The organism is Streptomyces sp. NPDC089799 (assembly GCF_040684755.1).
Taxonomy (GTDB): domain Bacteria; phylum Actinomycetota; class Actinomycetes; order Streptomycetales; family Streptomycetaceae; genus Streptomyces.
On sequence record NZ_JBFBGR010000012.1, the window covers coordinates 212,579 to 237,821 of the forward strand.

Consider the following 25,243-nt stretch of genomic DNA (forward strand, 5'->3'; position numbering starts at 1 on the left):
ACGAAAGAAGTAGTGATCCCATGGCCAAGCGCATCGACGTCTCCGGTCTCTCCGCCTTCTACGGCAACCACAAGGCCATCGACGACATCTCCATGACCGTCGAGCCCCGCTCCGTGACCGCCTTCATCGGCCCGTCCGGCTGCGGCAAGTCCACCTTCCTCCGCACCCTCAACCGCATGCACGAGGTCACCCCGGGCGGCCGCGTCGAGGGCAAGGTCCTCCTGGACGACGAGAACCTCTACGGCGTCGGCGTCGACCCGGTCGCGGTCCGCCGCACGGTCGGCATGGTCTTCCAGCGCCCGAACCCCTTCCCCACCATGTCGATCTTCGACAACGTGGCGGCGGGCCTCCGGCTGAACGGCAAGTACAAGAAGTCCGAGCTGGAGGTCGTCGTCGAGCGCTCGCTCAAGGGCGCGAACCTCTGGAACGAGGTCAAGGACCGCCTGGGCAAGCCGGGCTCCGGCCTCTCCGGCGGCCAGCAGCAGCGCCTGTGCATCGCCCGCGCGATCGCGGTCGAGCCGCAGGTCCTGCTGATGGACGAGCCCTGCTCGGCGCTCGACCCGATCTCGACCCTGGCCATCGAGGACCTGATCGGCGAGCTGAAGGAGCGCTTCACGATCGTCATCGTGACGCACAACATGCAGCAGGCCGCCCGCGTCTCGGACCGCACGGCGTTCTTCAACCTCGCGGCGGTCGGCCAGCCCGGCAAGCTGATCGAGATCGACGACACCGAGCGCATCTTCTCCAACCCGTCCATGCAGGCCACCGAGGACTACATCTCGGGCCGCTTCGGATAACCCATGGATCATGCGGCTCGTCCGCGTGGCGTCCTGCGGTGCTGCATGGCGGTGCCACCGCAAGGCGAATGAAAATGGCCGGCTCCCCCTGGGTGGGGGGAGCCGGCCGTCTTCGTTGCCCCGCAGGGTCAGGCGAAGGCCAGATCGACGAGCCAGAAGCTGACCGCAGCGACGACCGCCGCCGCCGGCATCGTGATGAACCACCCCAGGACGATGTTCTTCGCGACACCCCAGCGCACCGCATTGATCCGCTTCGTCGCCCCCACACCCATGATCGCCGAAGTGATCACGTGCGTGGTCGAGATCGGCGCGTGGAACAGGAACGCCGACCCGAACATGATCGACGCGCCGGTCGTCTCCGCGGCGAACCCCTGCGGCGGGTCCAGCTCGATGATCTTCCGCCCCAGCGTCCGCATGATCCGCCAGCCACCCGCGTACGTCCCCAGCGAGAGCATCACCGCACACACGATCTTGACCCAGACCGGGATCGGCGCACCCGCGTCCTGGACGTCCGCGATGACCAGGGCCATCACCACGATGCCCATCGTCTTCTGCGCGTCCTGGAGGCCGTGTCCGAGCGCCATGCCCGCCGCCGACACCGTCTGGGCGATACGGAAGCCCCGCTTCGCCTTGTGCGGGTTGCTACGGCGGAACATCCACATGATGAGGACCATCACCAGGTAGCCGACCACCAGGCCGACGACCGGCGAGACGAACATCGGGATGACGACCTTGTCGAGCACGCCGCCCCACAGCACCTCCGTGCCGCCGGCCAGCGCCGCGCCGACCATGCCGCCGAACAGCGCGTGCGACGAGGACGACGGCAGCCCGAAGTACCAGGTGATCATGTTCCAGACGATCGCACCGACCAGCGCGGCGAACAGGATCCACATGCCCCGGTCGCCCTGCGGGGTCTCGATCAGGCCCTCACTGACGGTCTTGGCGACCCCGCTGCCCAGGAAGGCTCCGGCGAGGTTCATCACCGCGGCCATCGCCAGCGCCGCCCGCGGGGTCAGCGCCCGCGTCGAGACCGAGGTCGCGATCGCGTTCGCCGAGTCGTGGAAGCCGTTCGTATACGTGAAGCCGAGCGCGACACCGATGGTCACGACCAGCGCAAAGGTGTCCACGGTGGTCAGGACTCCTTGACCGCGATGGTCTCCACCGTGTTCGCGACGTGCTCGAAGGCGTCGGCCGCCTCTTCGAGCACGTCCACGATCTGCTTGAGCTTGAGAACCTCGATGGCGTCGTACTTGCCGTTGAAGAGGTGTGCGAGCAGCTTGCGGTGGATCTGGTCGGCCTGGTTCTCGAGGCGGTTGACCTCGATCCAGTACTCGGTGAGGTTGTCCATCGTCCGCAGGTGCGGCATCGCCTCGGCGGTCAGCTCGGCGGCCCGCGCCAGCACCTCGATCTGCTGCTCGACACCCTTGGGCAGCTCTTCGATGTTGTAGAGGACGACCAGGTCGACGGCCTCCTCCATGAAGTCCATGATGTCGTCGAGCGAGGACGCGAGGGAGTAGATGTCCTCACGGTCGAACGGCGTGATGAAGGAGGAGTTCAGCTGGTGGAAGATCGCGTGGGTGGCGTCGTCCCCCGCGTGCTCGGCCGCGCGCATCCGTTCCGCGATCTCGGCCCGTGCGGACGAGTCCGCCCCGAGCAGTTCCATCAGGAGCTTGGAGCCGGTGACGATGTTGTCCGCGGATGCGGCGAACATGTCGTAGAAGCTCGTCTCCCTGGGGGTCAGACGAAATCGCACGTGGGGTCCTCGGGCTGCATCGGATTCGGTCAGGCTGATGCTAGGCGCATCGTCCGGCCACGGCTAACCGGCCAACCGGCGGTTCCCCAGTCTCCTCCATCGGGCAGAGTGGGGCGATGGGCCCCTGCCACGCAGGGTGAAGCCCGGTACCATATACCCATGAGGGGTATACCCACACGGTATGCCTCCCCGCTCCGGAACACGGGAGGACGCATGACGACCACCGAGACCGCGACCACGTCCGCGACCACGTCCGCGACGACGACGGAGGCCACGGACCGGTCCCCGGCCGAGTCCACCGTCGAAGGCACGGAAGGCACCGCAGCCGCCGAGGCCGCGGGCACCGCCCCCGCCCCCGCCCACCACGGGTACCACCACCAGAAGGCCGAGCACCTCAAGCGGCTCCGCCGCATCGAGGGCCAGATCCGCGGCCTGCAGCGGCTCGTGGACGAGGACGTGTACTGCATCGACATACTCACGCAGGTGTCGGCCAGCACGAAGGCCCTGCAGTCCTTCGCGCTGCAGCTGCTGGAGGAGCACCTGCGGCACTGCGTCGCGGACGCCGCGGTGAAGGGCGGAGACGAGATCGACGCCAAGGTCGAGGAAGCCACCAAGGCCATCGCCCGGCTCCTGCGCACCTGACCGCACCCGGTCCCGACACATCCGAACCCCCACCCGCCGGCCCTGGCGGCGCCGCGCCGCTACGCGGCGCCCAGGCCGAGCAGCACCTCGTCGATCCGGTCCTGACTGAGCCGGTCCTCCAGTGCGGCCGACGCTGCGATGATCAGCTCACCGCACAGTTCGATCTCGGCGAGCGCCACGTGGTCCTGCACCGTCATACCGACCGCGGGAGTCACTCGTGTCACCTCTCTCTACCGGAATCGCCTTCCCAGCGTAGGGAGGCGCCGCCCCGGCGCGCATGACACGGATGGACCATTTCAGGTACCACCCGTGGCTAGAACCCGTCTGGCCGCCGGGCCCGCCATCGGCTACTCCGCGATCTTCCCGGCGTAGATGTCCGCGCTGTCCGGCAGCACCACGGTCACCGGTGTACCGAACCCGTAGAGCAAGGTCGTGGAGGACACGTCGACCGTCCCGCTGTTCAGCCCGTCGTTGACGTAGCTGAACCGGTGCCGGACCTTGCGCAGCCGCCCTTCCTCGTCCAGGTACACGTCGAACGGGACCGCGTCCTTGCTGAACCCTTTCGCCGCCGCCTCCAGCGCGCCCCGTACGTGGGGCGAGGCGCTCCGCGCCGCCCGGCCGATGTCCGTGACCCCGCGGTAGTGCCGCACCTTGGTGCCGGACAGGTCGGTCTCCCCCACGTACGTCACCTGCTCCGCCGCGCGCAGCAGCTCGGCCGCGGCCAGCGGGTCCGTCGCGCCGCCGGTGACCAGGTTCCCGTCCGCGAGGGTGGTGGTGTCCACCCGGACCCACTTGTCGTCCGGCACGCCGGCGCCGCGGTTCTTCATGTAGAGGGCCCCGGGGGTCAGCAGTTCGGTGATCGGCCGGTGTCCCGGCTTCCCCGTGACGTCCGCCGGCAGCATCACCAGCAGCTGTCCCATCTGCTTGCGGAAGTCGACCCCGCCCTCGCCGCGGATCGTGACCCGGGTTCCGCCGGTGGCCATTTCCATCGCCGTACGCGCCCGCGCACTGCCCTCGCGCGCCAGGACGTCCGCGGCTCCGCGCACGGCCGCCGTACCGTCGGTCTGGACGGAGGCCTCCGCCTTCGTCTCCGCCCCGCACCCGGTCGCCGTCAGGGCCGCCACGGCCACCCCTGCCGCCGCCGTCAGGAGGGGACCACGCCTGTGCCGGTGCACCACCATCGCCTGCCAACCCCCAACGCATGAACGCTGTTCGCCCGGGCCCCCACCCGTTCCGCTTAACGAGATCCAGGGGGACCCGTCACGGCCGCGGGCCACCCGATTGCCGTACCGTGGGAGCGTGGAATCGCAGAGCCGAGCGCACCCGATCACTCCGCTTGCCGACGCCGTACCCCACCAGCGGCCAACCCATCTGACCGACACCCAGGAACGCGGCGCGTTCGCCCTCGCCGAATGCAGCTGCGGCTGGCGCGGCCCGGCCCGCCGCTCCCGCGACAAGGCCCGTACGGACGCGGCCGAGCACGCGGCCGCCGAGGACCGGCCCGGCCCGACTCCCTGACACCGTGTCCGCCCGCCGGTCCACCGGTTCACCGGTTCGGCCCACCCGGCTGGCCGGCGGGGCCGGGACCGGATCCGCTGTACGCATGCAGGCCCGAAGACACCCGTCCCGACGACGAACGCCCCGGGAACGGACGCCCGGACGACGGACGCCCCGACGACGGACGCTCAGACAGCGAGCGCTCCGACAGCGGGCACCCCGGGGACGGACACCCCGCGAACCGGCACCCCGCGAACGGGCGCCCCGACGCTCGGGCCGTACGACGGCGACGACCCCGTTCGCCCTCGCCCTCGCGCTCGTCCTCGCCCTGCTCCTCACCCCGGCCATCGCCCTGGCCGTCGCCCCCGGCACGGCCCGGGCGAAGCCCGTCGGCACCGCCGACGGGCCGGCCGACGTGGCCCTGGCCATCGGCACCACGACCGCGGCCGCATTGGCGACCGGCCTGTGGCTGCGCTCCCGTTACCGCCGCGACCCGTCCGAGGACCACGAACAGAAACAGGACGACACCTGACCCGACCCGGAGAGGTCGACGGGCGTCAGGTGTCGTCGTGTACCGAAGGAACCTCAGGCGGCCAGGTCGTTCTCCCGGTTGGCCGGCGTACGCGGCAGGTCCACCGGCCGGGCCGGCTCGTACGCCCCCTTGGCCCGGACCAGCCATCCCGCCCGCCGGGATCCGGCGACGGCCCGCGCCAGCGGGGTCAGCAGGGCCATGGCGAGCGGCGCGAACAGCAGCACCACCGCGGTGCCGAGGGCGAGCCCGCCGATCACGTCGGTCGGGTAGTGGACCCCCATGTAGACGCGGAGGAAGCCCTCCAGCAGGGCCATCCCGATGCCGAAGAAGCCCAGCTTGCGGTTGACCATGAACAGCCCGACGCCGAGGGCCATGGCGAGGGTCGCGTGGTCGCTCACGAAGGAGTAGTCGGTCTTCCCGCCGACGAGCACCTCCAGCCCGTCGTGCTGCCGGAAGGGCCGGGGCCGGCTGACGAACTCCCGGAGGGGGATGTTGACCAGGAGCGCGATGCCGGCTGCGAGCGGTGCCCAGACGAGTGCGGCGAACCCTTCGACGGCCACGGCGCCGCCGGACCGCCTGACGCCCCGCCAGCACCACAGCATCAGCAGGACTATGGCCAGCAGCAGTCCGTACTCACCGACGAAGCCGATCGTCCGGTCGACCCAGCCGGGGGCGCGCATGGACCATCCGTTGACTTCGTACAGCAGGCTTACATCCACGTTCGGCCCACCGGCCGTGAGTCCAGCCATGCTGATGCGGCCCCTTGCCTTTGCTCGGTCCCCGGGCGAACGCGCCGCCGCGTGCGCCCCTTAGACCCCCCCAGGTGATCAACCGGCGATCAGTTGGTGATCAACCCCCCGCACATGGAACGCCCGTTCTGGCACCTACGTTCCACTCTCCACCGAATGATCACCCCAACGTTATCCAAGAGTGATTCATCGTCGCAGCTCAGGGCCTTCGCCTCACGGAGCGTCGCCGGCCTGCCGGTTGCCGGGCAACGCCTCCGCGCCGTCCTTCGTCACGCGGGTGGCACCGAAGTAGTCGGGCGTGTCGATCTTGTCGAAGCGGATCACCGCGCCGGTGTAGGGCGCGTTGATCATATAGCCGCCACCAACATAGAGGCCGACGTGCCGGATGGCGCGCGAATTGTTCAGGTCATCGGAGAAGAACACCAGGTCCCCGGGCAGCAGTTCGTCCCGCTTCGGGTGCGGTCCGGCGTTGTACTGGTCGTTGGCCACGCGCGGCAGCTTGATGCCGACGGTGTCGTACGCGGCCTGCGTCAGCCCGGAGCAGTCGAACCGCCCACCGTCCTCGACCCCGCCCTCGCCACCCCACAGGTAGGGCTTGCCGAGCTGCTTCTGCGCGAAGTAGATGGCCCCGGCGGCCTGCTGAGAGGGCGCCACCCGCCCAACGGGAGCGGCAAAGCTCTTCTCCAGGCTGCGGATGGTCTTGACGTAGTTCTGTGTCTCGCTGATGGGCGGCACGCCGTTGGCGGTGATGACCCGGTAGGGCCCTGCGTTGTACGCGGCGAGCATGTTGTCCGCCAAGTCGCCGGACACGTTCTTCACGTCTTTGGAGAGCGCGCAGTCATAGGTCGCCGCGGACGGGATCGCGTCATTGGGGTCCCAGATGTCCCGGTCGCCGTCCCCGTCCCCGTCCACCCCGTACATGGCCCAGGTGCCGGGGATGAACTGGGCGATACCCCGTGCGTCGGCGTGACTCACCGCGTGGGGCTTCCAGCGGCTCTCCTGATACAACTGCGCCGCCAGCAGCGCAGGGTTCAGGGCCGGGCAGAGGTTGCCCCACTTCTGCACCAGCGACTGGTACTGCGCAGGCACCGCACCCGGAGCGAGCGCGACCGGACGGCCGGCCCCGCCGAGGTTGTTCGCCATGCCGGCGGCGGCCGAGTACGTGCCGACGACGAGCAGCGCGACGAAGCCGAGGCACAGCCCGACCGCGATCCCACCCGCCATCCAGAACTTACGCACGCTTCAACACTGCCTTATCCACCGGGCACTGACACCTGATTCGACATTCCCGGCCGTGGCTACTTCACCGGAAAGCCGGTGCAGTGGATGGACCGGTACTCCTTCAGACCGGTGACGTGGTAGATCACCACGGTCCAGCTGCCGGGGTCGTTGGTGACCGGGATGGCCTTGTCGGTGTGGGCGGTGCCGGCGTTGTCCGTGTACCGCTCGCTGAAGTCGTCGGGGTAGGTCAGCGTGACGACGTTCTCGCTGCCACCCTTCGTGCTCGCCTCGGCCACGGCCGCCAGGTCGACCGGCTTGCTGGTGTATCCGATCCCCCTGTTGATGTCGGCGAAGCCGTCGTGGGGCCGTCCGGTGGACTCGTCGATCTCATGAGGACTCTTGATCCCCACCGAAACCCAGTAGGGGGTTTTCTCCTGGTGATACGGCTTCAGGCGCACCTTGACCTGCACCCTCCCGGTGACCGACTGGGCAGACGGAGCGTCGACGTTGTCCAGCCCCGTCGTCAGCCACTCCGATCGCTCCTCGGGAGCAAGATTGCACGTGCCGCCGTTCGGGGCGGTGCCCGTCCAGAAGTCCCGGGACACCGTGCTCTGCTCGATGTGGTCCGGCATGCTTCCGCCCCCACCCGATCCGCCGGCGGCAGGGGGCGACGAGGCCCCGCCCGGGGTCCGGGGCGCCTGGGAAACGCCCCCCTTGGCCTGCGAGCCACCCTTCCCCTCGTCCCCGCCCTGCATCGCCAGGTAGCCGCCCACCGCACCAGGGACCACGAGCAGCAGGGCGATGCCGAGGATCGCCCCGCGGGACAGGCGCGGCTTCGCCGCGGCCGGCGGCGCGACCGGGATCGGGGGCACGTACGTCGGCGCGTTCGGGTGCGGGGCCGCGGGCCCGTACGTCGGCACGTACGTGGGGGTGTACGCGGGCGGCGCGCCCGCGGTGGTCGGCAGGGCCGGGAGCTGCGGGGCCTCGCCGGTCGCCACCAGCCCCGCGTAGACGGGGTCGTCCACCAGCGCGGAGTCGACCGCGCACCGGCGGATGACCTCCGCCGGCGTGGGCCGGTCCGCCGGCTCCTTCGCCACGCACGCCTCGATCAGCGCGGCGAGCGTCGGCTCCACTCCCGTCACGTCGATCTCGCCGTGCACGGCCCGGAAGCTGACCGTCGACGCGTCGCCGCTGCCGTACGGGGCGCGGCCGGTCGCCGCGTAGGCGATCGTCGCCCCGAGCGCGAACACGTCGGCGGCGTCGGCTACCTCGTTGCGGAGCAGCACCTCGGGCGCGGTGTAGCCGGGGGTGCCGGGCGCCAGCCCGTCCTGGGTCAGCGCGGTCTGGGCGGTGTCCTTGGCAATGCCGAAGTCGATCAGCTGGGGGCCCTGCGTGCCGAGGATGACGTTCTGCGGCTTGAGGTCCCGGTGCGTCACCCCGTACGCGTGCACGCTCGCCAGGCCCTCCGCCAGCGCGGCGAACAGGCGGCGGCAGGTGTCAGCCGGCAGGGCGCCCTGCCGGGCCACGGCGTGGCTGAGCGTCGGGCCGGCCACGTACTCCGTCGCCAGCCAGTACGGCGGCGCCGCGAGCGAGGCGTCGATCAGGTTCGCCGTGTAGGCCGAGCGGACCGCCCGGACCGTCTCCGCCTCGCGGCGGAACCGGGCCAGCGCGTCCGGGTGCCCGGTGATCTCGTCGCGGATCACCTTCACCGCGACCAGCCGGCCGCCGGGCGAACGCGCCAGATACACCTGCCCCATCCCGCCGGCTCCCAGCCGCGCGAGCAGCGCGTGCGCACCTATGTGGGTCGGGTCGGTGTCTTTCAGGGCCTCCATTCCCCCGAGCTTGCCACACGGACTCGCCCCAGTTCAGCGGGGGTTGGGATCAGCCACCCATGTCATACCGCGGCAAGTCGCCCGTCCGCAGCGGCCCCCCGAACGGCTTCCCCAGCGGCACCTCATCCCCGTATTTCCCGCGCACCACGTCGGCGTACTCGCCTCCGTCGCCCTTGGGCCGACCGTGCAGCGACCACACGCCGTACCGGGGATCGAGGACGAGCAGCAACCGGACCCCCGCGAGGGCGTACCACCCGTTCTTGTCCGCGATCTCCCGGACCTTCTCCGATTTCGAGATCACCTCGACGGCCAGTTCGACATCGGCCGGCTCCGCCAACCAGTCGTCGTCCTCGTCCCAGTCCACCGGCAGGACGACCAGGTGGGGCGTCACGTAGTCATCAGGTTCGCCGGGCATGGCGACGGATGACACCTCGTACAGCCCGAGGCCCTCGGCGAGCCCACTTTCCAGTTGCCTCCGCACCCGCCGGATCGTGCCCGCGTGCTTCCCTCGCGGAGTCGGTGACATCACGAGGCTTCCTCCCATGATCTCGACCCGCAGGCCGGTTGACTCCTCGATGTGTTCGGCAACCCGTCGCAGGCTGCCCGGACGTGGACGCAGGTTCGGCATGTCCGGCCTCCATCTCTGCGGCTCCGTCGCTGCACGCTTCGAGGCACGGGTGAGAGGACCCGCGGCGCGCACTGAGCCGCTTCCACCGTACTGACCCGCCGCCCTGGGCGTATGGGCGCGAGCCCCCGCGACCACGCTTCTCACGTCATCCACGACACCATCCAATCACTCACCGCGTACACACGACCACGCTAAGGCAGGGGACTGACAACGTCCGTCGCCGCGCACTCCGCCCACAGCAGCCTTCCGGCACTGACCCCACCCGCGCCCAGCCGGTAGCCGCCGTACCGGTCGGCGCACATCCGGACGAGGTCCAGACCGCCGGGGCCGCCGTACACGGCCGGGGCCGGGTCGGCGAAGGCTGCGGGGACGTCCGGGCTGGTGTCCCAGACGCCCACCCGCAGGCGTCGGCCGTCCATCGCACGCAATCGGAGGGCGCTCGGGCCGTCGGAGTGGCGGTAGGCGTGGGTGACGAGCTCGCTCGTGATCAGCTCGGCGGTGTCCGCCGGCACCGCCATGCCGTGGCGGTGGAGCACCGCCCGCAGGGTGGCCCGGGCGATCCCCGGGGAGCGTGGATCGTGCGGAAGCTGAAGGGTGTACACCCAGGTGGGGGTTACGGTGTCTGCCACGGAAGTCTCCGATCGCGGAGGTCAGTTGAACCATGCGTGTACGAGTGCCCGGTGACGAGACCGCTCCGTCGAGCGGGGTGCTTCCGGGCGAGTGGCCTGAGTCACACGCTAGCCCCGCCCGTGGAATGAATTCCATGGACGGGCAGGAATTCAGACCAGGACCCTTCCTGTGGGTGACGCGCGCACGGAGTGTTCGATGACATCCGCCCCTCCTCCGACCGGACGCCGCCAACGCCTCGGCAGCGAGCTGCGCAAACTGCGCGAACAGGCGGGGCTCACCGCAACCGAGGCCGCCACCTGCATCGGCGGCAACCAAGCCCGGATCAGCAACATCGAGGCCGGCCGTTACGGCGTCAGCGCCGACCGGGTCCGCGTTCTCGCTTCCCATTACGACTGCGCCGACGAGGGACTGGTCGAGGCGCTCGCCGCCATGACCGGGGAACGCAAGCGCCGCTGGTGGGAGGAGTACCGGGAGCTGCTCCCGGCGTCCTGGCTCGACCTGGCCGAACTGGAACACCACGCGCACCGGTTGCGGGGAGCGAGCACCGCGCACATCCCGGGCCTGCTCCAGACCCCCGAGCACGCCCGGGAGATCTTCCGGCAGGCCGTCCCCTCCCTGTCCCCTCCGGACATCGAGCACCGGGTGTCGTTCCGCGTGAAGCGGCAGCAGGTCATCCACCGCGCCGGCCCCACGCCGTACCTCGCGATCGTGCACGAAGCCGCCCTGCGGATGGCAGTCGGCGGCCCGGACATCGCCCGCGCCCAGCTGGCGCACCTCCTCGCCGTTTCCGAGTACCCGCACGTGACCGTCCGCGCCATCCCGTTCTCCGCCGGCGCCGTGCCCGGCTCGGGCCAGTCGGTGTACTTCGCGCACGGTCCGGTTCCCCAGCTCGACACCGTTCACCTCGACCAGTCGCACGGACTCGTCTTCCTGAACGTCGACACCCAACTGGACGAGTACCGCGAACTCTTCGCACGCCTCGAAGCCACGGCGCTCCCGCCGGAGGAATCGCGCAGCCTGATCGACGCCGTCAGACGGAACCTGTGAAGGAGCGGTCGCCCATGCACCCGCACGACTGGCAGAAGTCGTCCTACTGCGCCCAGGGCGACTCGTGCGTCGGGGTCGCCATCGGCCCGGGCGCGGGCGTCCGCGTCACCCAGACCGGCGCCGCCGCCCGCGCCGTCATCACCGTCGGACCTGCCGCCTGGACGGCGTTCCTCCGCTCGGCCGGGAGCCGAAGGGGGCCGGCCGTCCCGCAGGCGGCCGTCCGGGGGCGCGAGTAGCGTGGAAGTGGGACCAGGCCCCGGCCCTGGCAGTGCAGCGAGGGATCCGGGGCTCGCGCGGTCCGGGTGACCCTGCGCCCGCCAGGCTCCTCAGCCTCCTTCCCCTGCTTGGCGGTTGAGCTGCGTCCCGCCCTCCGTGCAAGGAAGCGGCACACGCATGTCCACACCACCCCCGCCCCCACCACCGCCGCCCCCCGAGGAGCCCCCGCGGTGGGGGCCGCCGTACGGACAGCCGGGCAAGCCCGGCGGACAGCCCCAGCCGGACTGGTCCGGACAGCCCGGGCAGCCGGGCCGGTCCGCTCCGCCCGGTCAGCCCGGGCAGCCCCCTCCGTCCGGCCCCTACGGCGGCCCGCAGGGGCAGGGCTGGTCGCCGCCGCCGGGGGCGGCGCAGAAGACCAACACCCTCGCCATCGTCGCGTTCGTCATGGCGATCGTCTGCGCGATCCCGTTCGTGCCCCTGGTCCTCGGCATCGTCGCCCTCTCCCAGATCGCCAAGCGCGGCGAGAAGGGCAGGGGCTTCGCCATCGCGGCCATCGTCATCCACAGCCTGACCCTCGTGTTCCTCGCCCTGGGGCTGGCCTTCGGATTCAACGGGCTGCTCAACGGCGGTCCGCCGCCCGAGCGCGGCACCAGCGGCGAGGTCACCGGCGCCGGCTCCGGCAACTGGACGGAGCTCCGCCCGGGGGACTGCTTCAACACGGACGAGGACCTGTCGGAGTCCCGCGAGGGAACGACCCAGGAGGTCACCAGCTGGACGGTGGACATCGTGCCCTGCGACCGCGCCCACGAAGGGGAGACCTACGCCGTCGTCGACCTGGAGGACGGCCCGTACCCGGGGTCGGACGAGATCAAGTCGATCGCCGCACAGAAGTGCTCCGACGCGGTCCTCACCGCCTACGTGGGCGACCCCGCGAAGCTCCCGGAGACGCTGGTGACGTACCACCAGTACCCGACGTCCACCGGATGGGACGAGACCCACAAGGTGCTCTGCTACCTCGCCGACCGCGACGGCGCCCCGACCACGGGATCGGTCCGCGCCACCACCGGCTCCGCTTCCTGAGGCGACCGGCGAACCGGCGAACCGGCTAGCGCGGAGCCACGTACAGGCTCTGCGCGCCGCGGCCGATCGGGCCCTTCTCGTCGTGCAGGCGCGAGTCCGCGAGGCCGATGCCGGCCGGGTCCACGCTCGTCCGCGCCTGGACGCAGACCCATTCGCCCACCGGGTGGCGGTGCAGGTGGACGGTGAGGTCGCTGTTGACGAAGAGGTACTTCCGGATGTCCAGGACCGCACTGACCCCGTTCCCGGAGTCCGCCGCCACCAGCACCCGGTCCGCGGGCCTCGGCTCCTCGCCGGCGACCAGCGGCACCTTCATCCGCATCCAGCAGGAGCCCGGACCGGGTTCCAGGAACGCCCCCTCGGTGAACCGGGTCTCCATCGCCGTGTGGTAGCCGATGTCCCACGGCACCGGGAAGAACGGCGTCTCGGCGACCTCCCCCGGCGACTCCAGCTCCGGGCCGGGCAGCACCGCCGGGACCGTCCCCTCCGCCACCCGGACGCGCAGGGCGCGCGCCAGCATCACCGGGGCACCGGCGCCGTCGGGAGTGAGCGCGGCCTCCACCAGCTCGGTGCTGCGGCCCGAGCGCAGGACGGTGGTGGTCACGGTCAGGCCGGCGATCGGGACCGGGCGCAGGATCTCGTACGTGATGCGCGCCAGCCGCATGTCCGTACGGCCGCCCGGCCGCTCCTCGACGGCGCGGCCGAGCAGGGCCGCGGGCGGGCCGGCGTGCTGCGCGCCCGGGTCCCAGGGGCCCCGGGTGTACTCGGTGGCGGCGAACCGCCCGGCGTCGTCGATCCGCTCGTAAAACGCTTCGGCAGCACCCATGACCCGCACGCTACCCATTGGTAACCCGTGGCGGAAGGCTCAGCGGGCGAAGCCCAGGCTCACCCCGAGCCCCACGAGCACCGACCCGATGGCCCGGTTGAGCGCCTTCTGGGCCTTGAGCATCCGCTCGCGGAGCCGGGAATTGGAGAAGAACAGCGCCACCGCGCCGAACCAGCCCAGGTGCGCCACCGACATGAACAGCCCGTACCCGGCCTGCTGCCAGACCGGCGTGCCCGGGTCCACGACCTGGGTGAAGGTGGAGACCACGAAGAGCGTGGTCTTGGGGTTGAGGACGTTCGTGAGGAAGCCGGAGCGCATGGCCCCGAACGGGGTCAGGGCCTGCTTGGACTCCAGGTCGACGGTGACCTCGGAGCGCGTCCGGAAGGTGCGGATGCCGATGTAGACGAGGTACGCGGCCCCGGCGAGCTTGATGGCGGTGAACAGCTCGGTGGAGGAGGCGATCAGCAGGCCGACGCCGAGCATCGTGTACGAGACGTGCACCAGCACGCCGGCGGCGACGCCGGCCGCGGCGAGGAGGCCGGTCCGGCGGCCGTAGAGGTAGCTGTTGCGTACGACCATGGCGAAGTCGGCGCCGGGACTGATCACGGCGAGGACGGTAATGACTGCTACTGCGATCACTTCTGTCATGCCGCGATGCTGACCCGCACCCCGGTCGCGATCAAGACCCCGGCCCCGCCCGACCCCGGACCGGGGACAATGGGGCACGTGAGTCCTGCGTCCCGCCCTGCCGAGCCCGCCGAAGCGGCCGAGCCCGCCAAGCCCGTGAAGTCCGCCAAGCCCGCGAAGCCCGCCCTGCCCCAGCTCATCGCCGACTGCGGCAACTGCTTCGCTCTCTGCTGCGTCGCCCTCCCCTTCGCCCGGTCCGCCGACTTCGCCTTCGACAAGGCGGCCGGCACCCCCTGCCGCAACCTCCGGCAGGACTTCCGCTGCGGAACCCACACCACCCTCCGCGACAAGGGCCTCCAGGGCTGCACCGTCTTCGACTGCTTCGGCGCCGGCCAGCAGGTCTCCCAGGTCACCTTCGGCGGCCGCGACTGGCGCACCGACCGCGGCACGGCCGCCGCCATGTTCGAGGTCTTCCCCGTGATGCGGCAGCTCCACGAGCTGCTCTTCTACGTCGACCAGGCCCTCGGCCTCCCCGCCGCCCGCCCCGTCCACGGCGCACTCCGCACGGCCCTCGCCGAGACCGAGGAGCTGACCCGCGCGGACGCCGCCGCCCTGGCCGCCGCCGACGTGCCCGCCCTCCGCGCCGGCATCAACACGCTCCTCCTCAAGACGAGCGAGCTGGTCCGCGCCAAGGCGCCCGGCAAGAAGAAGAACCACCGGGGCGCCGACCTGATGGGCGCCCGCCTCTCCGGCGCCGACCTCCGCGGCGCCAACCTGCGCGGCGCCTACCTCATCGCCGCCGACCTCAGCCGGGCCGACCTGCGCACCGCCGACCTGATCGGTGCGGACCTGCGCGACGCCGACCTCCGCGGCGCCGACCTCACCGACACCCTCTTCTGCACCCAGGCCCAGCTCAACGCCGCCCGCGGCTCCGCCACCACCCGCATCCCGGCCGGCCTCACCCGCCCCGCCCACTGGACGGCTTAGGCGCCGCACACCGGACGGCGTAGGGCCCACGCACCGGAGCTCGTAGGCCCCACGCACCGGACGGCACGGGCTCCACGCCCCCGGAGCGCCCCGATCCCACCGCGCCGACGCCGGGCGCACGCGGCGTTCCGCGTGCGCCCCTTCGCGCATCCGCGCGCCGCAACGCCGCCGTGACCACGAGGCGTGTCACCCATACGTTGGCCAGGCGACCGGAAGCCGGACCTCCTCTCCGGCCCACCGGACCGGATCAGCGACACGCCGCCGCACTGCGCCGAACGGAGCCCTGCCCGCGCTCACCCACCGTGACGAATCCGCTCACGGATCGTGGTGTGCTGCGCCCGGTCGGTGAGAAGAGGTAAAGGAAGCCGCCAAGTCGACATACGACTGCGGTTTCATCAGCGAAGATAGAGCGTGACCCCTGCCCGCCGGGTACGGGGGGACGGAACTACCCATACAGGGGCGGTGAGTTACATGATCCTGGCAGCCGAAAAGGGCGATATCACCACCATCATCGGCGGAATCGCCCCGAACTGGGGCCCGTTCGGCAGTCTCGGCAATGAAGCGAAGGTCATGATCGAGGTCGTGATGGCCGTGGCCATCCTGCTCTGCCTCGGCATCGCCATCTGGGGAGCGGCCAAACAGCGCATCGGCGCGACGGCACTCCGCGACACCTTCAGCGCGGAACAGGGCAAGGGCCTGATCGTGGCGGGGCTCACGGGCGTCTTCATCATCGGCTCCCTCGGCACCCTGTTCACCATCGTCTACGGGATGGCCGTCTAGCCGGTCCCCGGACCGGCGCTCCGTCCCTCTCCGCCCGCTGAGGTTGCGCTTCCTGATGACGAATCACCACACGCTACCGTCGTACGACGCGGAGGGGGCGGACACGGCATGAGCCACGACGACCGGGACGAGCCGTACGACCCGTACAGCACGCTGGGCGGCACCCGCCAGACCCGCACCCGTCTCCCGGAGGCCCCGGGCGACACGCACGGGGACCGGCGCCGCCCGGCGCGCTCCTCGCGCGGGCTCGTGACGGTGGTCGGCGTGGTGGTGCTGCTGATCGCGGCGATCGCGTTCGCGAACCAGGGCGGTGACGATACGTCGGACGACGACGGCGCGAAGACGCCGACGGCGTCGGGCACCGCGCCGACGGGCGTCCGCCCGGTGGACGGCAAGAACAACGGCATCCCGTCGGGCTTCGCACAGAACGAGCAGGGCGCGCAGTCAGCCGCCGCGAATTTCGCCGTGGCGCTGGGTTCTGACGGCATGTTCAACCCCGTCCGACGGCGCGCCATCGTCGACGCGATCGCGGACGACGGTGCGAGAGAAAAGTTGCAGTCGGGGTTCGACGCCGACTACTCGGCCGCCCTGCTGGCCCAGATCGGCCTCACCGGTGACGGGGTCGCGCCGGCGGGATCCACCTTCGTCAGCCGTACGGTGCCGGCCGGCACCAAGGTGCAGAACTTCTCCGGCGGGGCCGCCGCCGTAGACGTGTGGTGCTTCGGCATGTTCGGCCTGGCCGGCGAGAAGTCGATCAAGCCGGTGACCAGCAACTGGTTCACCATGTCGGTCACGCTCAGGTGGAACGGTTCGGACTGGCGGGTGACCGAGACCGCGCAGAAGGCCGGCCCCACACCGATCAGCGGAGACAGCCCGGTGTCCCCGTCCGACGAGATCGCAGGCGCGGTCGAACAGTTCGGAGGGTTCACCTATGCCCGCTAGCCCCGCCCCCCGCGTCCGGGGCGTCCTCGCAGCCTTCGCCGCCCTGCAGACCGCGGCCGTACTGCTGGCCACGCGCGCAGCAGCCGCGCCCACGCCCACCCCGACGCCCCCGGCGCCCACGCCCTCGGCCCCGACTGCCACCACCGACCCCTGCTCGCTGATCTCGGGCCCCGCGAAGCAGTACTGCGAACGCGGCTCCGGTCAGCCCGGCACCGGTGGCACCGTGCAGCCCGGCATCGACGGCAGCGGGCCCGTCGGCGACGCGCTCAACCCGCTCTCCTCGCTCGCCAAGGGCTGCGCCGACGCCGCCGTCTGGATCGTCGGCAAGCTCAGCGAGATCGTCAAGGACACCTCGAACGTCGACTTCACCGACGCGGGCTTCCTCAAGCACTACGCCATCGTCTTCGCCGCCTCCACCATCCTCACCCTGATCATCTGGCTGCTGGCCGTCGCCAAGCGCGCCATCCGCGGCGTGCCCTTCACCACCGCCATCTCCGAAGCCATCGGCTTCCTCTGGCTGACGGTGCTCTCCTCCGCCTTCACCCCGCTCGTGCTGCACGTCGTCGTCAGCGCCACCGACGGGATCTCCGAGACCATCGCCTCCGCCACCGGCAACCAGAGCGACGTGTTCTTCGGCGGGTTCGTCGAAGCCCTCAAGAAGGGCGACAGCATCGGCGGCGGACCGATCATGCTGATCGTGGTCGCCCTGGTCACCATCCTCGCCGCGGGCATCCTCGCCCTGGAGCTCGTCATCCGGGCCGCCCTGCTCTACGTCGGCGCCCTCCTCGGCGTCGTCGTGTACGCCGGGCTCGTCGACCGGAACCTCTGGGGCCACGTCCGCCGCTGGGCCGGCATCATGATCGCCGTCATCCTCGTCAAACCGGTCATCGTCATCGTGCTCGGCCTGGCCGGCGCACTGGCCGGCAAGAACGGGCCCGACGCGTTCTCCGCCGTCGTCTCCGGCCTCGCCATCATCCTGCTGGCGATCTTCGCCTCGGGCATGATCTACCGCTTCGTGCCCGGGTTCGGCGACGAGATCGTCTCCGCCCGCACCAACCGCAAGCAGGCCACCGACGGCGCCCAGGCCGCCGCCCTGATCAGTTCCCCCGCCTCCCTCGTCTCCCAGGGCATCAAGACCCACAGCACCCGCGGCGGAGGCTCCCACCGGGCCGACCCCGGCAGCGGGACCGGCGGCGGAAGCGCGATCTCCGGGGGCATCGCCGCCCACAGCAGCAGGGGGTCCGGTGGCGGCACCCCCGCCGCACCCCCGCCCCGCCAGAGCCCCAGCACGAGCACGAGCACGAGGAACACAGGAGGTGACGGGCGTTGACGGCCCAGTCCCACCAGATCCACCCGGTCGCGCCCCGCCGTACGTACCTCATCGGCCGGGCCCGGCCCAACGCGATCGTCGGCAAGAACCGCGAGACCGGCGAGATCGCGCTGATCATCGTCGGAGGCTTCTTCGGCATGATGAGCGGCCTGCTCGTGCCCAGCCTCCCCCTGCGCATCGTCAGCCTCGTCGGGTTCCCGATGCTCGCGCTGGCCGCCGTGTACGTCCCCTACCGCGGCCGCACCTTCTACAAGTGGTTCGAGATCCGCCGGTCCTACAAGCGCACCCTGCGCCGCGGGACGACGTACCGCTCGTCCGCCATGGAGGCCGGCACCTCCGGCGACGGCCGCGAGGTCGAGATCGGCCCGCCGCCCGGCATCGGCCGGATCAACTGGCTCGCCGCCCCCTTCGGACCCGACGAGATCGCCGTACTGCTGCACGCGGACCGCAGGACCGTCACCGCGGCCATCGAGATCGAGGGACCCGGCGTCGGCCTGCGCGACAGCGAGGACCAGGAAGCCCTCGTCGACCGCTTCGGCACCCTCCTCAAGCACGTGGCCAACGGCGACGGCTTCGTCACCCGCCTGCAGATGCTCGCCCGCACCCTCCCCGCCGACCCCGACGCACACGCCAAGGACGTCGCCCAGCGCGGTGACCAGGGCTCCCCCGTCTGGCTCCGCGACTCCTACGACCAGCTCCAGTCGATGGTGTCCACCTCCTCCGAGCAGCACCGCGCCTACCTGGTCGCCTGCATGCACTACACCCGCGAGCTGGCCTCCGAAGCGCACACCATCGCCCGCGCCACCAACACCCGCAAGGGCCGCCGGCTCGACAAGGACGCCGGGCTCGCCGTGGTCATGGCCCGCGAGCTCACCGACATCTGCGCCCGGCTCGCCGAGGCCGACATCCGGGTCCGGCAACCGCTCGGCCAGGGCCGGCTCGCCTCCCTGGTCCACTCCATGTACGACCCGGACCACCCCATCGACCACATCCAGGCCATGACCCGGCGCAACGCCTGGCCGGCCGAGCTGGACGCGGTGGAACCCACCTACCTCCAGGCCAAGACCCGCGAGTCCAGCACCCGCGCGCCCTGGTGCCACGCCACCGCCTGGGTCAAGGAATGGCCGATGACCCCGGTCGGCGTGAACTTCCTCGCGCCGCTCCTCGTCCACACCCCCGACGTGATCCGTACGGTCGCCGTCACCATGGACCTCGAACCGACCGAGATCGCCATCGAGCGCATGCTCACCGAGAAGACCAACGACGAGGCCGACGCCTCCCGCGCCGCCAAGATGAACCGGACGGTCGACCCCCGGGACATCGCCGCGCACGGCCGGCTCGACCAGCGGGGTGAAGATCTCGCCAGTGGTGCGGCCGGAGTGAACCTGGTCGGGTACATCACCGTGTCCTCGCGTTCGCCCGAAGCCCTCGCCCGCGACAAGCGGACGATCCGCGCCTCGGCCGGCAAGTCGTACCTGAAGCTGGAATGGTGCGACCGCGAGCACCACCGCGCCTTCGTCAACACCCTGCCGTTCGCCACCGGCATCCGACGCTAGCTGGAGGGCAGTGCCGCATGCGAGATCCGCTGTCCGCCGTCACGGACGCCTTCACCAGCTTCCTCTTCGGGAAGGTGGAGACCACCCGGCTCCCCGTCCGCACGTCCACCGGCCAGGCACAGGCGGTCTACCTGCCGACCGCCGCGCCCGGACTCGGCGACTCCGGTGTGATCATCGGCCGGGAGGTGTACAGCGGCAAGGGCTACATCTACGACCCCTTCCAGCTGTACGGCCAGCAGCTCCCGGCCCCCCACTGGCTCGTCCTCGGCGAGTCCGGCAACGGCAAGTCCGCGCTGGAGAAGACGTACGTCCTGCGCCAGCTCCGGTTCCGCGACCGCCAGGTCGTCGTCCTCGACGCCCAGGGCGAGGACGGCGTCGGCGAGTGGAACCTGATCGCCCAGCAGCTGGGGATAACCCCCATCCGGCTGGACCCCGTGGCCGCCCTCGACGGCGGCATCAAACTCAACCCGCTCGACCCGGCCATCACCACCACCGGCCAGCTGGCCCTGCTCCGCACGATCATCGAGGTCGCCACCGGACACGGCCTGGACGAGCGGGCCGGCTTCGCACTGAAGGTCGCCCACGCCTACGTCAACGAGACGATCACGGACCGGCAGCCGGTCCTGACCGACATCGTCGAGCAGCTCCGCCACCCGGAAGCGGAATCCGCCGAGTCGATGAACGTCGGGATAGAGGACGTCCGTGCCTGGGGCCTGGACGTGGCACTGGTGCTGGACCGGCTGGTCGACGGCGACCTGCGGGGCATGTTCGACGGACCGACCTCGGTCGGCATCGACCTCGACGCCCCGCTGATCGTCTTCGACCTGTCCCACATCGACCGGAACTCCATCGCCATGCCGATCCTGATGGCGATCGTCGGCGTCTGGCTGGAGCACACCTGGATCCGCCCCGACCGGAAGAAGCGCATCTTCCTGGTCGAGGAGGCGTGGCACATCATCAACAGCCCGTTCGTCGCGCAGCTCTTCCAGCGGCTGCTGAAGTTCGGGCGGCGCCTCGGCCTGTCCTTCGTCGCGGTCGTCCACCACCTCTCCGACGTGGTCGACGGCGCGGCGGCCCGGGAGGCCGCGGCCATCCTGAAGATGGCCTCGACCCGGACGATCTACGCCCAGAAGGCCGACGAGGCCAGAGCCACCGGGCGGGTGCTCGGCCTGCCCCGGTGGGCGGTCGAGATCATCCCCACCCTCACGCCCGGCATCGCGGTGTGGGACGTGAACGGCAATGTCCAGGTAGTGAAACACCTGATCACAGAAGCGGAACGACCCCTGGTCTACACGGACCGCGCGATGACAGAATCCGCGACGCCGCAGTCGCATCTCTCCGAGGAGTTGCTGGCGGCCGAACTGGAGGCGGAGGAACGCGCCATGTACATCGAGCGACACCGCAACGGCGGGGCCGGAACCACGGTCGCCTGACATGCCCGAGGCACGACCCGCGCAGCGCGGAATCCCCGACTCGCTCCTGGTGGGCCTGCTGGCCTTCCTCCTCGGCCTCGCGGTCCTGGTGTGGACCTCGACCGGCCTGTCGGCCCTGTTCGCGCGGGGGGCGTGGCCGGGCACGGTCACGTTCGCGCGCACCCCGGAAGCGATCCACTCGCTGATAGGGCAGCCGCACGACGTGGCGGCGGCCTGGCCGGAGACCGACCCGGCGGCACTGTCGGGCTGGGGCCTCTTCTGGGGCCTGTTCATCAGCCAGCTGCTGGTGCTGTTCGTGCTGACGGTCTTCGGCATCGGAGTCGTGGCCCGCACCAAGGCCCGCCGCGCCCACGCCCGCGCGGAACGCGCGGCGGCTGCGGCTGCGGCTGCGGCGAGCGATCCCGTGCCGTCGGGCGAACCCGAGGCTGTGCCTGGGGCCACGAACAAGGTCACGGGCATGGGCCCGGGATCAGGTACGGGTGTGGGCTCGGGCTCGGGCTCGGGCTCGGGCGCAAGCGACAGCTCGGGCACCGGCTCGGGCTCGGGCATGGGCTCTGCCACGGCCGGCGGCCCGGCGCACGGCGCGGGCGCGACGGTGCCGGAGCCGCGCGAAGCCGCCCCCGTGCCGGCACCCGTACAGGACGCGGCCTCGCACCCCGCCGCGCCGGCGGGCCCCGGGGCCGACCCGGGTCACGGCGCGGCAGCCGCCGACGGCGCTCAGGCACCCACGGGCGGCCCGGCAACTGTGACGCCCTCTACGAGTGGGCGGGCGGGCAACCCCACGCGCGAAGCGCGCCAGGCACACGCGCCGGCCTCCTCCGACGCCTACCGCTACGGCTTCGGCTACGCCCCCGCACGCCCCGCCACACCCCCCGCCGAGCCCGCCCCGGCCCGCCTGCTCTACGCCGGCCCCGCCGACCGCCAGGCCATCGCCGCGGCCCGCATCGCCGAAGCCGAAGGCCCCGTCCTGGTCATCACCTCCTCGCCCGCCCTCTGGGCGGAGACCAAGGACGGCCGCGGCAAGCTCGGCCCGGTCCACCTCTACGACCCCTCACACCTGTGCGACACCCCCGCACGCCTGCACTGGAACCCGGCCGACGACTGCACCGACCGCGCCACCGCCGCGGCACGCGCCACCGCCCTCCTGGCCCCCGTACGACCCCGGGCCCGTATCGACGCGGCAGTGGCCGACACCGCGGAAACGCTCCTGCGGAGCTGGCTGCACGCGGCCTCCCTGGCCGGGCACCCCTTCAAGCAGGTCCACCGCTGGGCCCAGGGCAACGGCGCCCACGAGGCCGTACGGATCCTCCGCACCCACCCCAAGACCACCGCCGGCGCGGCGGGCGAGCTGGAGAGCGCCCTCACCGCGCACCCGGAACGCCGCGACGTGGCCCAGCAGCTGACGGCCCGTGCCCTCTCCGCCCTCAACTCCATCCACATCCGGGAATCCTGCGCCTCGAACCGAACAGATGCGCTGGCACTCGCATCATTCCCGGCCGAAGTGGGCACCCTCTACCTGGTGGGTGAGCCCCTGGAGGATCCGCGCACCCACCCGGGTGCGATGCCCTTGCTCACCGCACTCGCGTCACACGTGGTCGAGCACGGCCGCCGCATGGCCGCACGGTCATCCCACGGTCGGCTCGACCCACCACTCTCACTGGTCCTGGACGACGTCGCCGCGGTGGCCCCACTGCCGGAACTGCCGTCCCTCCTCACCGACCCCGCCCTTCCGCTCCTGGCCACCTGCCGCAGCCGCGCCCAGGCCCTCTCCCGCTGGCCCGAAGCCACGGCCGCACTGCCGAGCCGCTAGGAGCCGGACGTCATGCGCTGGTGGTCGCGATGAGTACGCCGGCGGTGGTGATCAGCACGAGGCCGAGTACGGCGGAACCGAGGCGGAAGCGCCTGACCCCCGACAGGAACTTCTCCTGCCGCCTGCGCAGTCCGGCCACGTCCTCCTTCGTGCCCACGCGGAACCGGCTCGGGAACTGGTGGTGGCGAACGATCGGGTAGGAGTTGCCGATCATCAGGTCGGGGGTGACCTGCACCCCTGACCGCTGGCTGAAGGGCCGACCGCCCGGCCCCTCGTACTCGTACACGGCGCTCGCGAAACCACGGGCCCCGGACGGTTCCAGATGCGTCAGGACCGCCTCGGTGACCACGCCGTTCTCGTCCAGCTCCGAGACCTCACGCAGATGGTGCAGCGTGTCTTTCACCATCCTCCCGAAGATCACGAAGGAGGACGTGAGGGACGCGAAGCCGAAGAAGATGAGGACACATGTCAAGATCACCATGTGCCGGACGGTACGGCAGGGCCCTGGTCACCCGGTACCCCCTCGGCCGCCCCTCTCACCTGCCGGGACGAGTGCCTCCGGGAGCCGGCGCGACCGACACGCCCGTCGGGCCGTCCCCCACGGCCACCGTGTCCCGGACCCGTACGGCGGCGGTGTCGATCACGGACAGGGTGTCCGATCCGAAGTTGCTGACGTAGACGCTCGCACCGTCCGGGGCGACGGCCAGGCCGTTGGGGAAGTCCCCGACGGGCACGGTGTCCGTGACCGCCCGGGCCCGGGTGCTGATCACGGAGACGTCGGCCGAGCCGGTGTTGGCGACGTAGACGCGGCGGCCGTCCGGACGCACTCCGACAGCGGCGGGAGCGACGCCGACCGGGATCCGGTCGGTGACCGTGTTGCCGCAGGTCTCGATCACCGACACGTCGTTCGAGCTCAGGTTGGAGACGTAGGCGTGCCGGCCGTCCGGGGTGAACGCCAGGGCGGTCGGACCGCTGCCCACGGGAACGGTGTCGACGACCGTGCCGGTGTCGGGGCGGATGACGGAGACGTCGTCGGTGCCCGCGTTGGCGACGTACAGCCGGGATCCGTCGGGCAGGAACTCCAGGCCCAGGGGCTGCCTGCCGACCTCGATGGTGTCGGTGACGGCGTGGGTGCGGGCACTGATCACGGACACGTCGTCCGAGCCGACGTTGGCCACGTACACGTGCCGGCCGTCCGGGGAGACGGTCACCCTGCTCGGTTCGTCGCCGACACCGACGGTGGCGACGACCGTGCGTCTGCGGGCATCGACCACGGACACCGTGTCCGCCGCGGAGTTGGTGACGTACACCCGGCTGCCGTCCGGGCTGACGGCCGTGTCGTCGGGTCCGTCACCGACGGGGATGCTGTCCACGACGGTATCGGTACGGGTGTCGACCACCGAGACCGTGTCGGAGTGGAGGTTGGCCACGTAGGCGTAGAACCCGTGCCCGGGGCCCGGCGGGGACGACGCCACCGACGCGAGTGCCGGCGCTGACGCCAGTCCCATCGCGCTCGCCAGCGCCGTACACAGCAATGCCGCCCCGGGCAGCCACCTACCTTGATGCCTCGTCACGGACCACAAGCTAAGGCGCGTGACGAGGCACGGGTGCGAGACGCGCCCTCAGGGACGCGGGATGGCGTACTCCAGCTCCTTGGCCGCGGGGTCCCCCGGCATGGGTACGACGCGGCCGGTGGGTGCGAAGCCGGCCCGCCGGTAGAAGGCGGCGGCCCGCTCGTTCCGCTCGTGCACGTAGAGCCGTACGCGTTCCAGCTGCGGGCCCTCCAGCGACCAGGCCCATTCCAGCGCCGCCTCGAACAGCTCGCCCGCCAGACCGGACCCCCGGTGCTCGGGCCGTACGTAGACCCCCACCAGATGCCCCTGGTGGCGGTCCATCACATCGCCGAAGTAGTCGGCCTCACCGGCCTGTTCGACGAGCATGACCACGGAGCCGTCCCAGCTGCCGTCCTCGGCCTCGGCGACGAACTGGCGCGCCGAGCGGCCGTGGGACGCGCCGGCGGCGCGGTCCTGCCAGAGCGAGTCCGGCTTCTCCTCCGCCTGCTCGACCGTCTCCAGGAAGGCGACGGGAGCCGCGGGATCCTTGAGAGCGGCGATCCGCAGGTCCTTGATCTTCTGCCATTCGTCGGCGCGTACTGCGCGTATCACATGCTGGCCCATGAATCGGAGCATAACCCCAAACGCAGAAAAGCCCCGCACCATATCCCGGAGGATTGGTGCGGGGCTTCCCGCAATGATTGTTCGGCGGCGTCCTACTCTCCCACAGGGTCCCCCCTGCAGTACCATCGGCGCTGAAAGGCTTAGCTTCCGGGTT

At 71.1% G+C, this 25,243-nt stretch carries 28 protein-coding genes and 1 rRNA gene; 14 read left to right on the forward strand and 15 right to left on the reverse strand.

The genetic code is table 11. The annotated features are described in order from the left end of the window. Nucleotides 1-20: 20 nt before the first annotated feature. Complete coding sequence (pstB, locus tag AB0O36_RS16395; protein WP_365110047.1) at nucleotides 21-797, forward strand: phosphate ABC transporter ATP-binding protein PstB; 777 nt, start codon at nucleotides 21-23, stop codon at nucleotides 795-797. Between the two features lie 128 nt (nucleotides 798-925). Here pstB and AB0O36_RS16400 read toward each other — a convergent pair whose 3' ends face one another. Together AB0O36_RS16400 and AB0O36_RS16405 are read right to left on the reverse strand one after the other, a co-directional pair. After that, complete coding sequence (locus AB0O36_RS16400) at nucleotides 926-1,924, reverse strand: inorganic phosphate transporter (protein WP_365110049.1); 999 nt, start codon at nucleotides 1,922-1,924, stop codon at nucleotides 926-928. Nucleotides 1,925-1,929: 5 nt separating this feature from the next. Then, nucleotides 1,930-2,550: a DUF47 family protein gene (locus AB0O36_RS16405; protein WP_046778610.1), complete on the reverse strand. Its 621-nt coding sequence runs from the start codon at nucleotides 2,548-2,550 to the stop codon at nucleotides 1,930-1,932. A 213-nt stretch (nucleotides 2,551-2,763) separates the two neighbouring features. Here AB0O36_RS16405 and AB0O36_RS16410 point away from each other — a divergent pair, with 213 nt between their 5' ends. Continuing rightward, nucleotides 2,764-3,192 carry a metal-sensitive transcriptional regulator gene (locus tag AB0O36_RS16410; RefSeq protein ID WP_365110052.1) on the forward strand — a complete coding sequence of 143 codons (429 nt, stop codon included), beginning with the start codon at nucleotides 2,764-2,766 and terminating at the stop codon, nucleotides 3,190-3,192. Between the two features lie 59 nt (nucleotides 3,193-3,251). On the opposite strand, the gene AB0O36_RS16415 is transcribed toward AB0O36_RS16410, so the two are convergent. Together AB0O36_RS16415 and AB0O36_RS16420 are read right to left on the reverse strand one after the other, a co-directional pair. Then, on the reverse strand, nucleotides 3,252-3,407 hold the full coding sequence (locus AB0O36_RS16415) for a hypothetical protein (RefSeq protein ID WP_365110157.1): 156 nt from the start codon (nucleotides 3,405-3,407) through the stop codon (nucleotides 3,252-3,254). A 132-nt stretch (nucleotides 3,408-3,539) separates the two neighbouring features. Further along, nucleotides 3,540-4,373, reverse strand: coding sequence for a hypothetical protein (locus AB0O36_RS16420; RefSeq protein WP_365110055.1), 834 nt, complete (start codon nucleotides 4,371-4,373; stop codon nucleotides 3,540-3,542). Between the two features lie 145 nt (nucleotides 4,374-4,518). Here AB0O36_RS16420 and AB0O36_RS16425 point away from each other — a divergent pair, with 145 nt between their 5' ends. Together AB0O36_RS16425 and AB0O36_RS16430 are read left to right on the forward strand one after the other, a co-directional pair. Then, entirely contained in the window at nucleotides 4,519-4,710 is a 192-nt protein-coding gene (locus AB0O36_RS16425; protein ID WP_365110152.1) for a hypothetical protein, read from the forward strand. 85 nt (nucleotides 4,711-4,795) lie between these two features. Continuing rightward, nucleotides 4,796-5,221, forward strand: a complete 426-nt coding sequence (locus AB0O36_RS16430; RefSeq protein ID WP_365110058.1) for a hypothetical protein — start codon at nucleotides 4,796-4,798, stop codon at nucleotides 5,219-5,221. Between the two features lie 53 nt (nucleotides 5,222-5,274). Here AB0O36_RS16430 and AB0O36_RS16435 read toward each other — a convergent pair whose 3' ends face one another. The 5 genes from AB0O36_RS16435 to AB0O36_RS16455 all read right to left on the reverse strand — a co-directional run bounded on the left by AB0O36_RS16435 (nucleotide 5,275) and on the right by AB0O36_RS16455 (nucleotide 10,280). Next, a complete protein-coding gene (locus tag AB0O36_RS16435; protein WP_365110060.1) occupies nucleotides 5,275-5,970 on the reverse strand; it encodes a phosphatase PAP2 family protein in 696 nt (231 codons plus the stop codon). A gap of 213 nt (nucleotides 5,971-6,183) precedes the next feature. Next, the gene (locus AB0O36_RS16440) at nucleotides 6,184-7,209 is read right to left on the reverse strand and encodes a bifunctional lytic transglycosylase/C40 family peptidase (protein ID WP_365110063.1); all 1,026 of its coding nucleotides are present in this window, start codon (nucleotides 7,207-7,209) and stop codon (nucleotides 6,184-6,186) included. A gap of 59 nt (nucleotides 7,210-7,268) precedes the next feature. Continuing rightward, nucleotides 7,269-9,023, reverse strand: a complete 1,755-nt coding sequence (locus tag AB0O36_RS16445; RefSeq protein ID WP_365110066.1) for a serine/threonine-protein kinase — start codon at nucleotides 9,021-9,023, stop codon at nucleotides 7,269-7,271. Between the two features lie 49 nt (nucleotides 9,024-9,072). Then, nucleotides 9,073-9,651, reverse strand: a complete 579-nt coding sequence (locus tag AB0O36_RS16450; protein WP_365110069.1) for a Uma2 family endonuclease — start codon at nucleotides 9,649-9,651, stop codon at nucleotides 9,073-9,075. A gap of 191 nt (nucleotides 9,652-9,842) precedes the next feature. Next, a complete protein-coding gene (locus AB0O36_RS16455) occupies nucleotides 9,843-10,280 on the reverse strand; it encodes an ATP-binding protein (protein WP_365110072.1) in 438 nt (145 codons plus the stop codon). A 196-nt stretch (nucleotides 10,281-10,476) separates the two neighbouring features. Between AB0O36_RS16455 and AB0O36_RS16460 the strand changes: the two genes are divergently transcribed. The 3 genes from AB0O36_RS16460 (at nucleotide 10,477) to AB0O36_RS16470 (ending at nucleotide 12,624) form a co-directional block, all read left to right on the forward strand. Next, nucleotides 10,477-11,328: a helix-turn-helix transcriptional regulator gene (locus AB0O36_RS16460; protein ID WP_365110074.1), complete on the forward strand. Its 852-nt coding sequence runs from the start codon at nucleotides 10,477-10,479 to the stop codon at nucleotides 11,326-11,328. Between the two features lie 14 nt (nucleotides 11,329-11,342). Continuing rightward, entirely contained in the window at nucleotides 11,343-11,564 is a 222-nt protein-coding gene (locus AB0O36_RS16465; RefSeq protein ID WP_365110077.1) for a DUF397 domain-containing protein, read from the forward strand. A 157-nt stretch (nucleotides 11,565-11,721) separates the two neighbouring features. Then, nucleotides 11,722-12,624: a DUF4190 domain-containing protein gene (locus tag AB0O36_RS16470; protein WP_365110080.1), complete on the forward strand. Its 903-nt coding sequence runs from the start codon at nucleotides 11,722-11,724 to the stop codon at nucleotides 12,622-12,624. Between the two features lie 25 nt (nucleotides 12,625-12,649). Here the strand turns inward: AB0O36_RS16470 and AB0O36_RS16475 are convergent, their stop codons facing one another. After that, nucleotides 12,650-13,447 (reverse strand): thioesterase family protein, encoded by a 798-nt coding sequence (locus tag AB0O36_RS16475; protein WP_365110083.1) that lies wholly within the window; start codon nucleotides 13,445-13,447, stop codon nucleotides 12,650-12,652. Nucleotides 13,448-13,486: 39 nt separating this feature from the next. After that, nucleotides 13,487-14,095, reverse strand: coding sequence for a LysE family transporter (locus AB0O36_RS16480; RefSeq protein ID WP_365110085.1), 609 nt, complete (start codon nucleotides 14,093-14,095; stop codon nucleotides 13,487-13,489). Nucleotides 14,096-14,230: 135 nt separating this feature from the next. Here AB0O36_RS16480 and AB0O36_RS16485 point away from each other — a divergent pair, with 135 nt between their 5' ends. The 7 genes from AB0O36_RS16485 to AB0O36_RS16515 all read left to right on the forward strand — a co-directional run bounded on the left by AB0O36_RS16485 (nucleotide 14,231) and on the right by AB0O36_RS16515 (nucleotide 22,912). Next, the gene (locus AB0O36_RS16485) at nucleotides 14,231-15,061 is read left to right on the forward strand and encodes a pentapeptide repeat-containing protein (protein ID WP_365110154.1); all 831 of its coding nucleotides are present in this window, start codon (nucleotides 14,231-14,233) and stop codon (nucleotides 15,059-15,061) included. Nucleotides 15,062-15,532: 471 nt separating this feature from the next. Next, nucleotides 15,533-15,841 carry a hypothetical protein gene (locus tag AB0O36_RS16490; RefSeq protein ID WP_008742356.1) on the forward strand — a complete coding sequence of 103 codons (309 nt, stop codon included), beginning with the start codon at nucleotides 15,533-15,535 and terminating at the stop codon, nucleotides 15,839-15,841. 108 nt (nucleotides 15,842-15,949) lie between these two features. Then, nucleotides 15,950-16,783, forward strand: a complete 834-nt coding sequence (locus AB0O36_RS16495; RefSeq protein WP_365110088.1) for a hypothetical protein — start codon at nucleotides 15,950-15,952, stop codon at nucleotides 16,781-16,783. Then, on the forward strand, nucleotides 16,773-18,113 hold the full coding sequence (locus AB0O36_RS16500; RefSeq protein ID WP_365110090.1) for a hypothetical protein: 1,341 nt from the start codon (nucleotides 16,773-16,775) through the stop codon (nucleotides 18,111-18,113). Before AB0O36_RS16495 ends, AB0O36_RS16500 begins: the two co-directional genes overlap by 11 nt. Further along, complete coding sequence (locus tag AB0O36_RS16505) at nucleotides 18,110-19,669, forward strand: SCO6880 family protein (RefSeq protein WP_365110093.1); 1,560 nt, start codon at nucleotides 18,110-18,112, stop codon at nucleotides 19,667-19,669. Before AB0O36_RS16500 ends, AB0O36_RS16505 begins: the two co-directional genes overlap by 4 nt. Before the next feature lie 17 nt (nucleotides 19,670-19,686). Further along, complete coding sequence (locus AB0O36_RS16510; RefSeq protein ID WP_365110096.1) at nucleotides 19,687-21,102, forward strand: ATP-binding protein; 1,416 nt, start codon at nucleotides 19,687-19,689, stop codon at nucleotides 21,100-21,102. A 1-nt stretch (nucleotide 21,103) separates the two neighbouring features. Continuing rightward, nucleotides 21,104-22,912: a type VI secretion protein gene (locus tag AB0O36_RS16515; protein WP_365110098.1), complete on the forward strand. Its 1,809-nt coding sequence runs from the start codon at nucleotides 21,104-21,106 to the stop codon at nucleotides 22,910-22,912. Between the two features lie 10 nt (nucleotides 22,913-22,922). Here the strand turns inward: AB0O36_RS16515 and AB0O36_RS16520 are convergent, their stop codons facing one another. The 4 genes from AB0O36_RS16520 to rrf all read right to left on the reverse strand — a co-directional run. Beyond that, nucleotides 22,923-23,393: a hypothetical protein gene (locus AB0O36_RS16520; protein WP_365110100.1), complete on the reverse strand. Its 471-nt coding sequence runs from the start codon at nucleotides 23,391-23,393 to the stop codon at nucleotides 22,923-22,925. Nucleotides 23,394-23,448: 55 nt separating this feature from the next. Further along, entirely contained in the window at nucleotides 23,449-24,420 is a 972-nt protein-coding gene (locus tag AB0O36_RS16525; RefSeq protein WP_365110103.1) for a beta-propeller fold lactonase family protein, read from the reverse strand. Nucleotides 24,421-24,534: 114 nt separating this feature from the next. Further along, a complete protein-coding gene (locus AB0O36_RS16530; protein WP_365110106.1) occupies nucleotides 24,535-25,089 on the reverse strand; it encodes a GNAT family N-acetyltransferase in 555 nt (184 codons plus the stop codon). A 79-nt stretch (nucleotides 25,090-25,168) separates the two neighbouring features. Further along, nucleotides 25,169-25,243 (reverse strand): 5S ribosomal RNA (gene rrf, locus AB0O36_RS16535); the annotation flags it as partial.

Excerpts from the sequence above, each read along its gene's own strand:
- AB0O36_RS16450 (WP_365110069.1), bottom strand. The coding sequence starts at position 9,651 with ATGCCGAACCTGCGTCCACGTCCGGGCAGCCTGCGACGGGTTGCCGAA.
- AB0O36_RS16490 (WP_008742356.1), top strand. The coding sequence starts at position 15,533 with ATGATCCTGGCAGCCGAAAAGGGCGATATCACCACCATCATCGGCGGA.
- AB0O36_RS16480 (WP_365110085.1), bottom strand. The coding sequence starts at position 14,095 with ATGACAGAAGTGATCGCAGTAGCAGTCATTACCGTCCTCGCCGTGATC.
- AB0O36_RS16530 (WP_365110106.1), bottom strand. The coding sequence starts at position 25,089 with ATGGGCCAGCATGTGATACGCGCAGTACGCGCCGACGAATGGCAGAAG.
- pstB (WP_365110047.1), top strand. The coding sequence starts at position 21 with ATGGCCAAGCGCATCGACGTCTCCGGTCTCTCCGCCTTCTACGGCAAC.
- AB0O36_RS16435 (WP_365110060.1), bottom strand. The coding sequence starts at position 5,970 with ATGGCTGGACTCACGGCCGGTGGGCCGAACGTGGATGTAAGCCTGCTG.
- AB0O36_RS16515 (WP_365110098.1), top strand. The coding sequence starts at position 21,104 with ATGCCCGAGGCACGACCCGCGCAGCGCGGAATCCCCGACTCGCTCCTG.
- AB0O36_RS16475 (WP_365110083.1), bottom strand. The coding sequence starts at position 13,447 with ATGGGTGCTGCCGAAGCGTTTTACGAGCGGATCGACGACGCCGGGCGG.
- AB0O36_RS16430 (WP_365110058.1), top strand. The coding sequence starts at position 4,796 with ATGCAGGCCCGAAGACACCCGTCCCGACGACGAACGCCCCGGGAACGG.
- AB0O36_RS16500 (WP_365110090.1), top strand. The coding sequence starts at position 16,773 with ATGCCCGCTAGCCCCGCCCCCCGCGTCCGGGGCGTCCTCGCAGCCTTC.
- AB0O36_RS16520 (WP_365110100.1), bottom strand. The coding sequence starts at position 23,393 with ATGGTGATCTTGACATGTGTCCTCATCTTCTTCGGCTTCGCGTCCCTC.
- AB0O36_RS16495 (WP_365110088.1), top strand. The coding sequence starts at position 15,950 with ATGAGCCACGACGACCGGGACGAGCCGTACGACCCGTACAGCACGCTG.
- AB0O36_RS16465 (WP_365110077.1), top strand. The coding sequence starts at position 11,343 with ATGCACCCGCACGACTGGCAGAAGTCGTCCTACTGCGCCCAGGGCGAC.
- AB0O36_RS16445 (WP_365110066.1), bottom strand. The coding sequence starts at position 9,023 with ATGGAGGCCCTGAAAGACACCGACCCGACCCACATAGGTGCGCACGCG.
- AB0O36_RS16420 (WP_365110055.1), bottom strand. The coding sequence starts at position 4,373 with ATGGTGGTGCACCGGCACAGGCGTGGTCCCCTCCTGACGGCGGCGGCA.
- AB0O36_RS16525 (WP_365110103.1), bottom strand. The coding sequence starts at position 24,420 with ATGGGACTGGCGTCAGCGCCGGCACTCGCGTCGGTGGCGTCGTCCCCG.
- AB0O36_RS16460 (WP_365110074.1), top strand. The coding sequence starts at position 10,477 with ATGACATCCGCCCCTCCTCCGACCGGACGCCGCCAACGCCTCGGCAGC.
- AB0O36_RS16510 (WP_365110096.1), top strand. The coding sequence starts at position 19,687 with ATGCGAGATCCGCTGTCCGCCGTCACGGACGCCTTCACCAGCTTCCTC.
- AB0O36_RS16410 (WP_365110052.1), top strand. The coding sequence starts at position 2,764 with ATGACGACCACCGAGACCGCGACCACGTCCGCGACCACGTCCGCGACG.
- AB0O36_RS16470 (WP_365110080.1), top strand. The coding sequence starts at position 11,722 with ATGTCCACACCACCCCCGCCCCCACCACCGCCGCCCCCCGAGGAGCCC.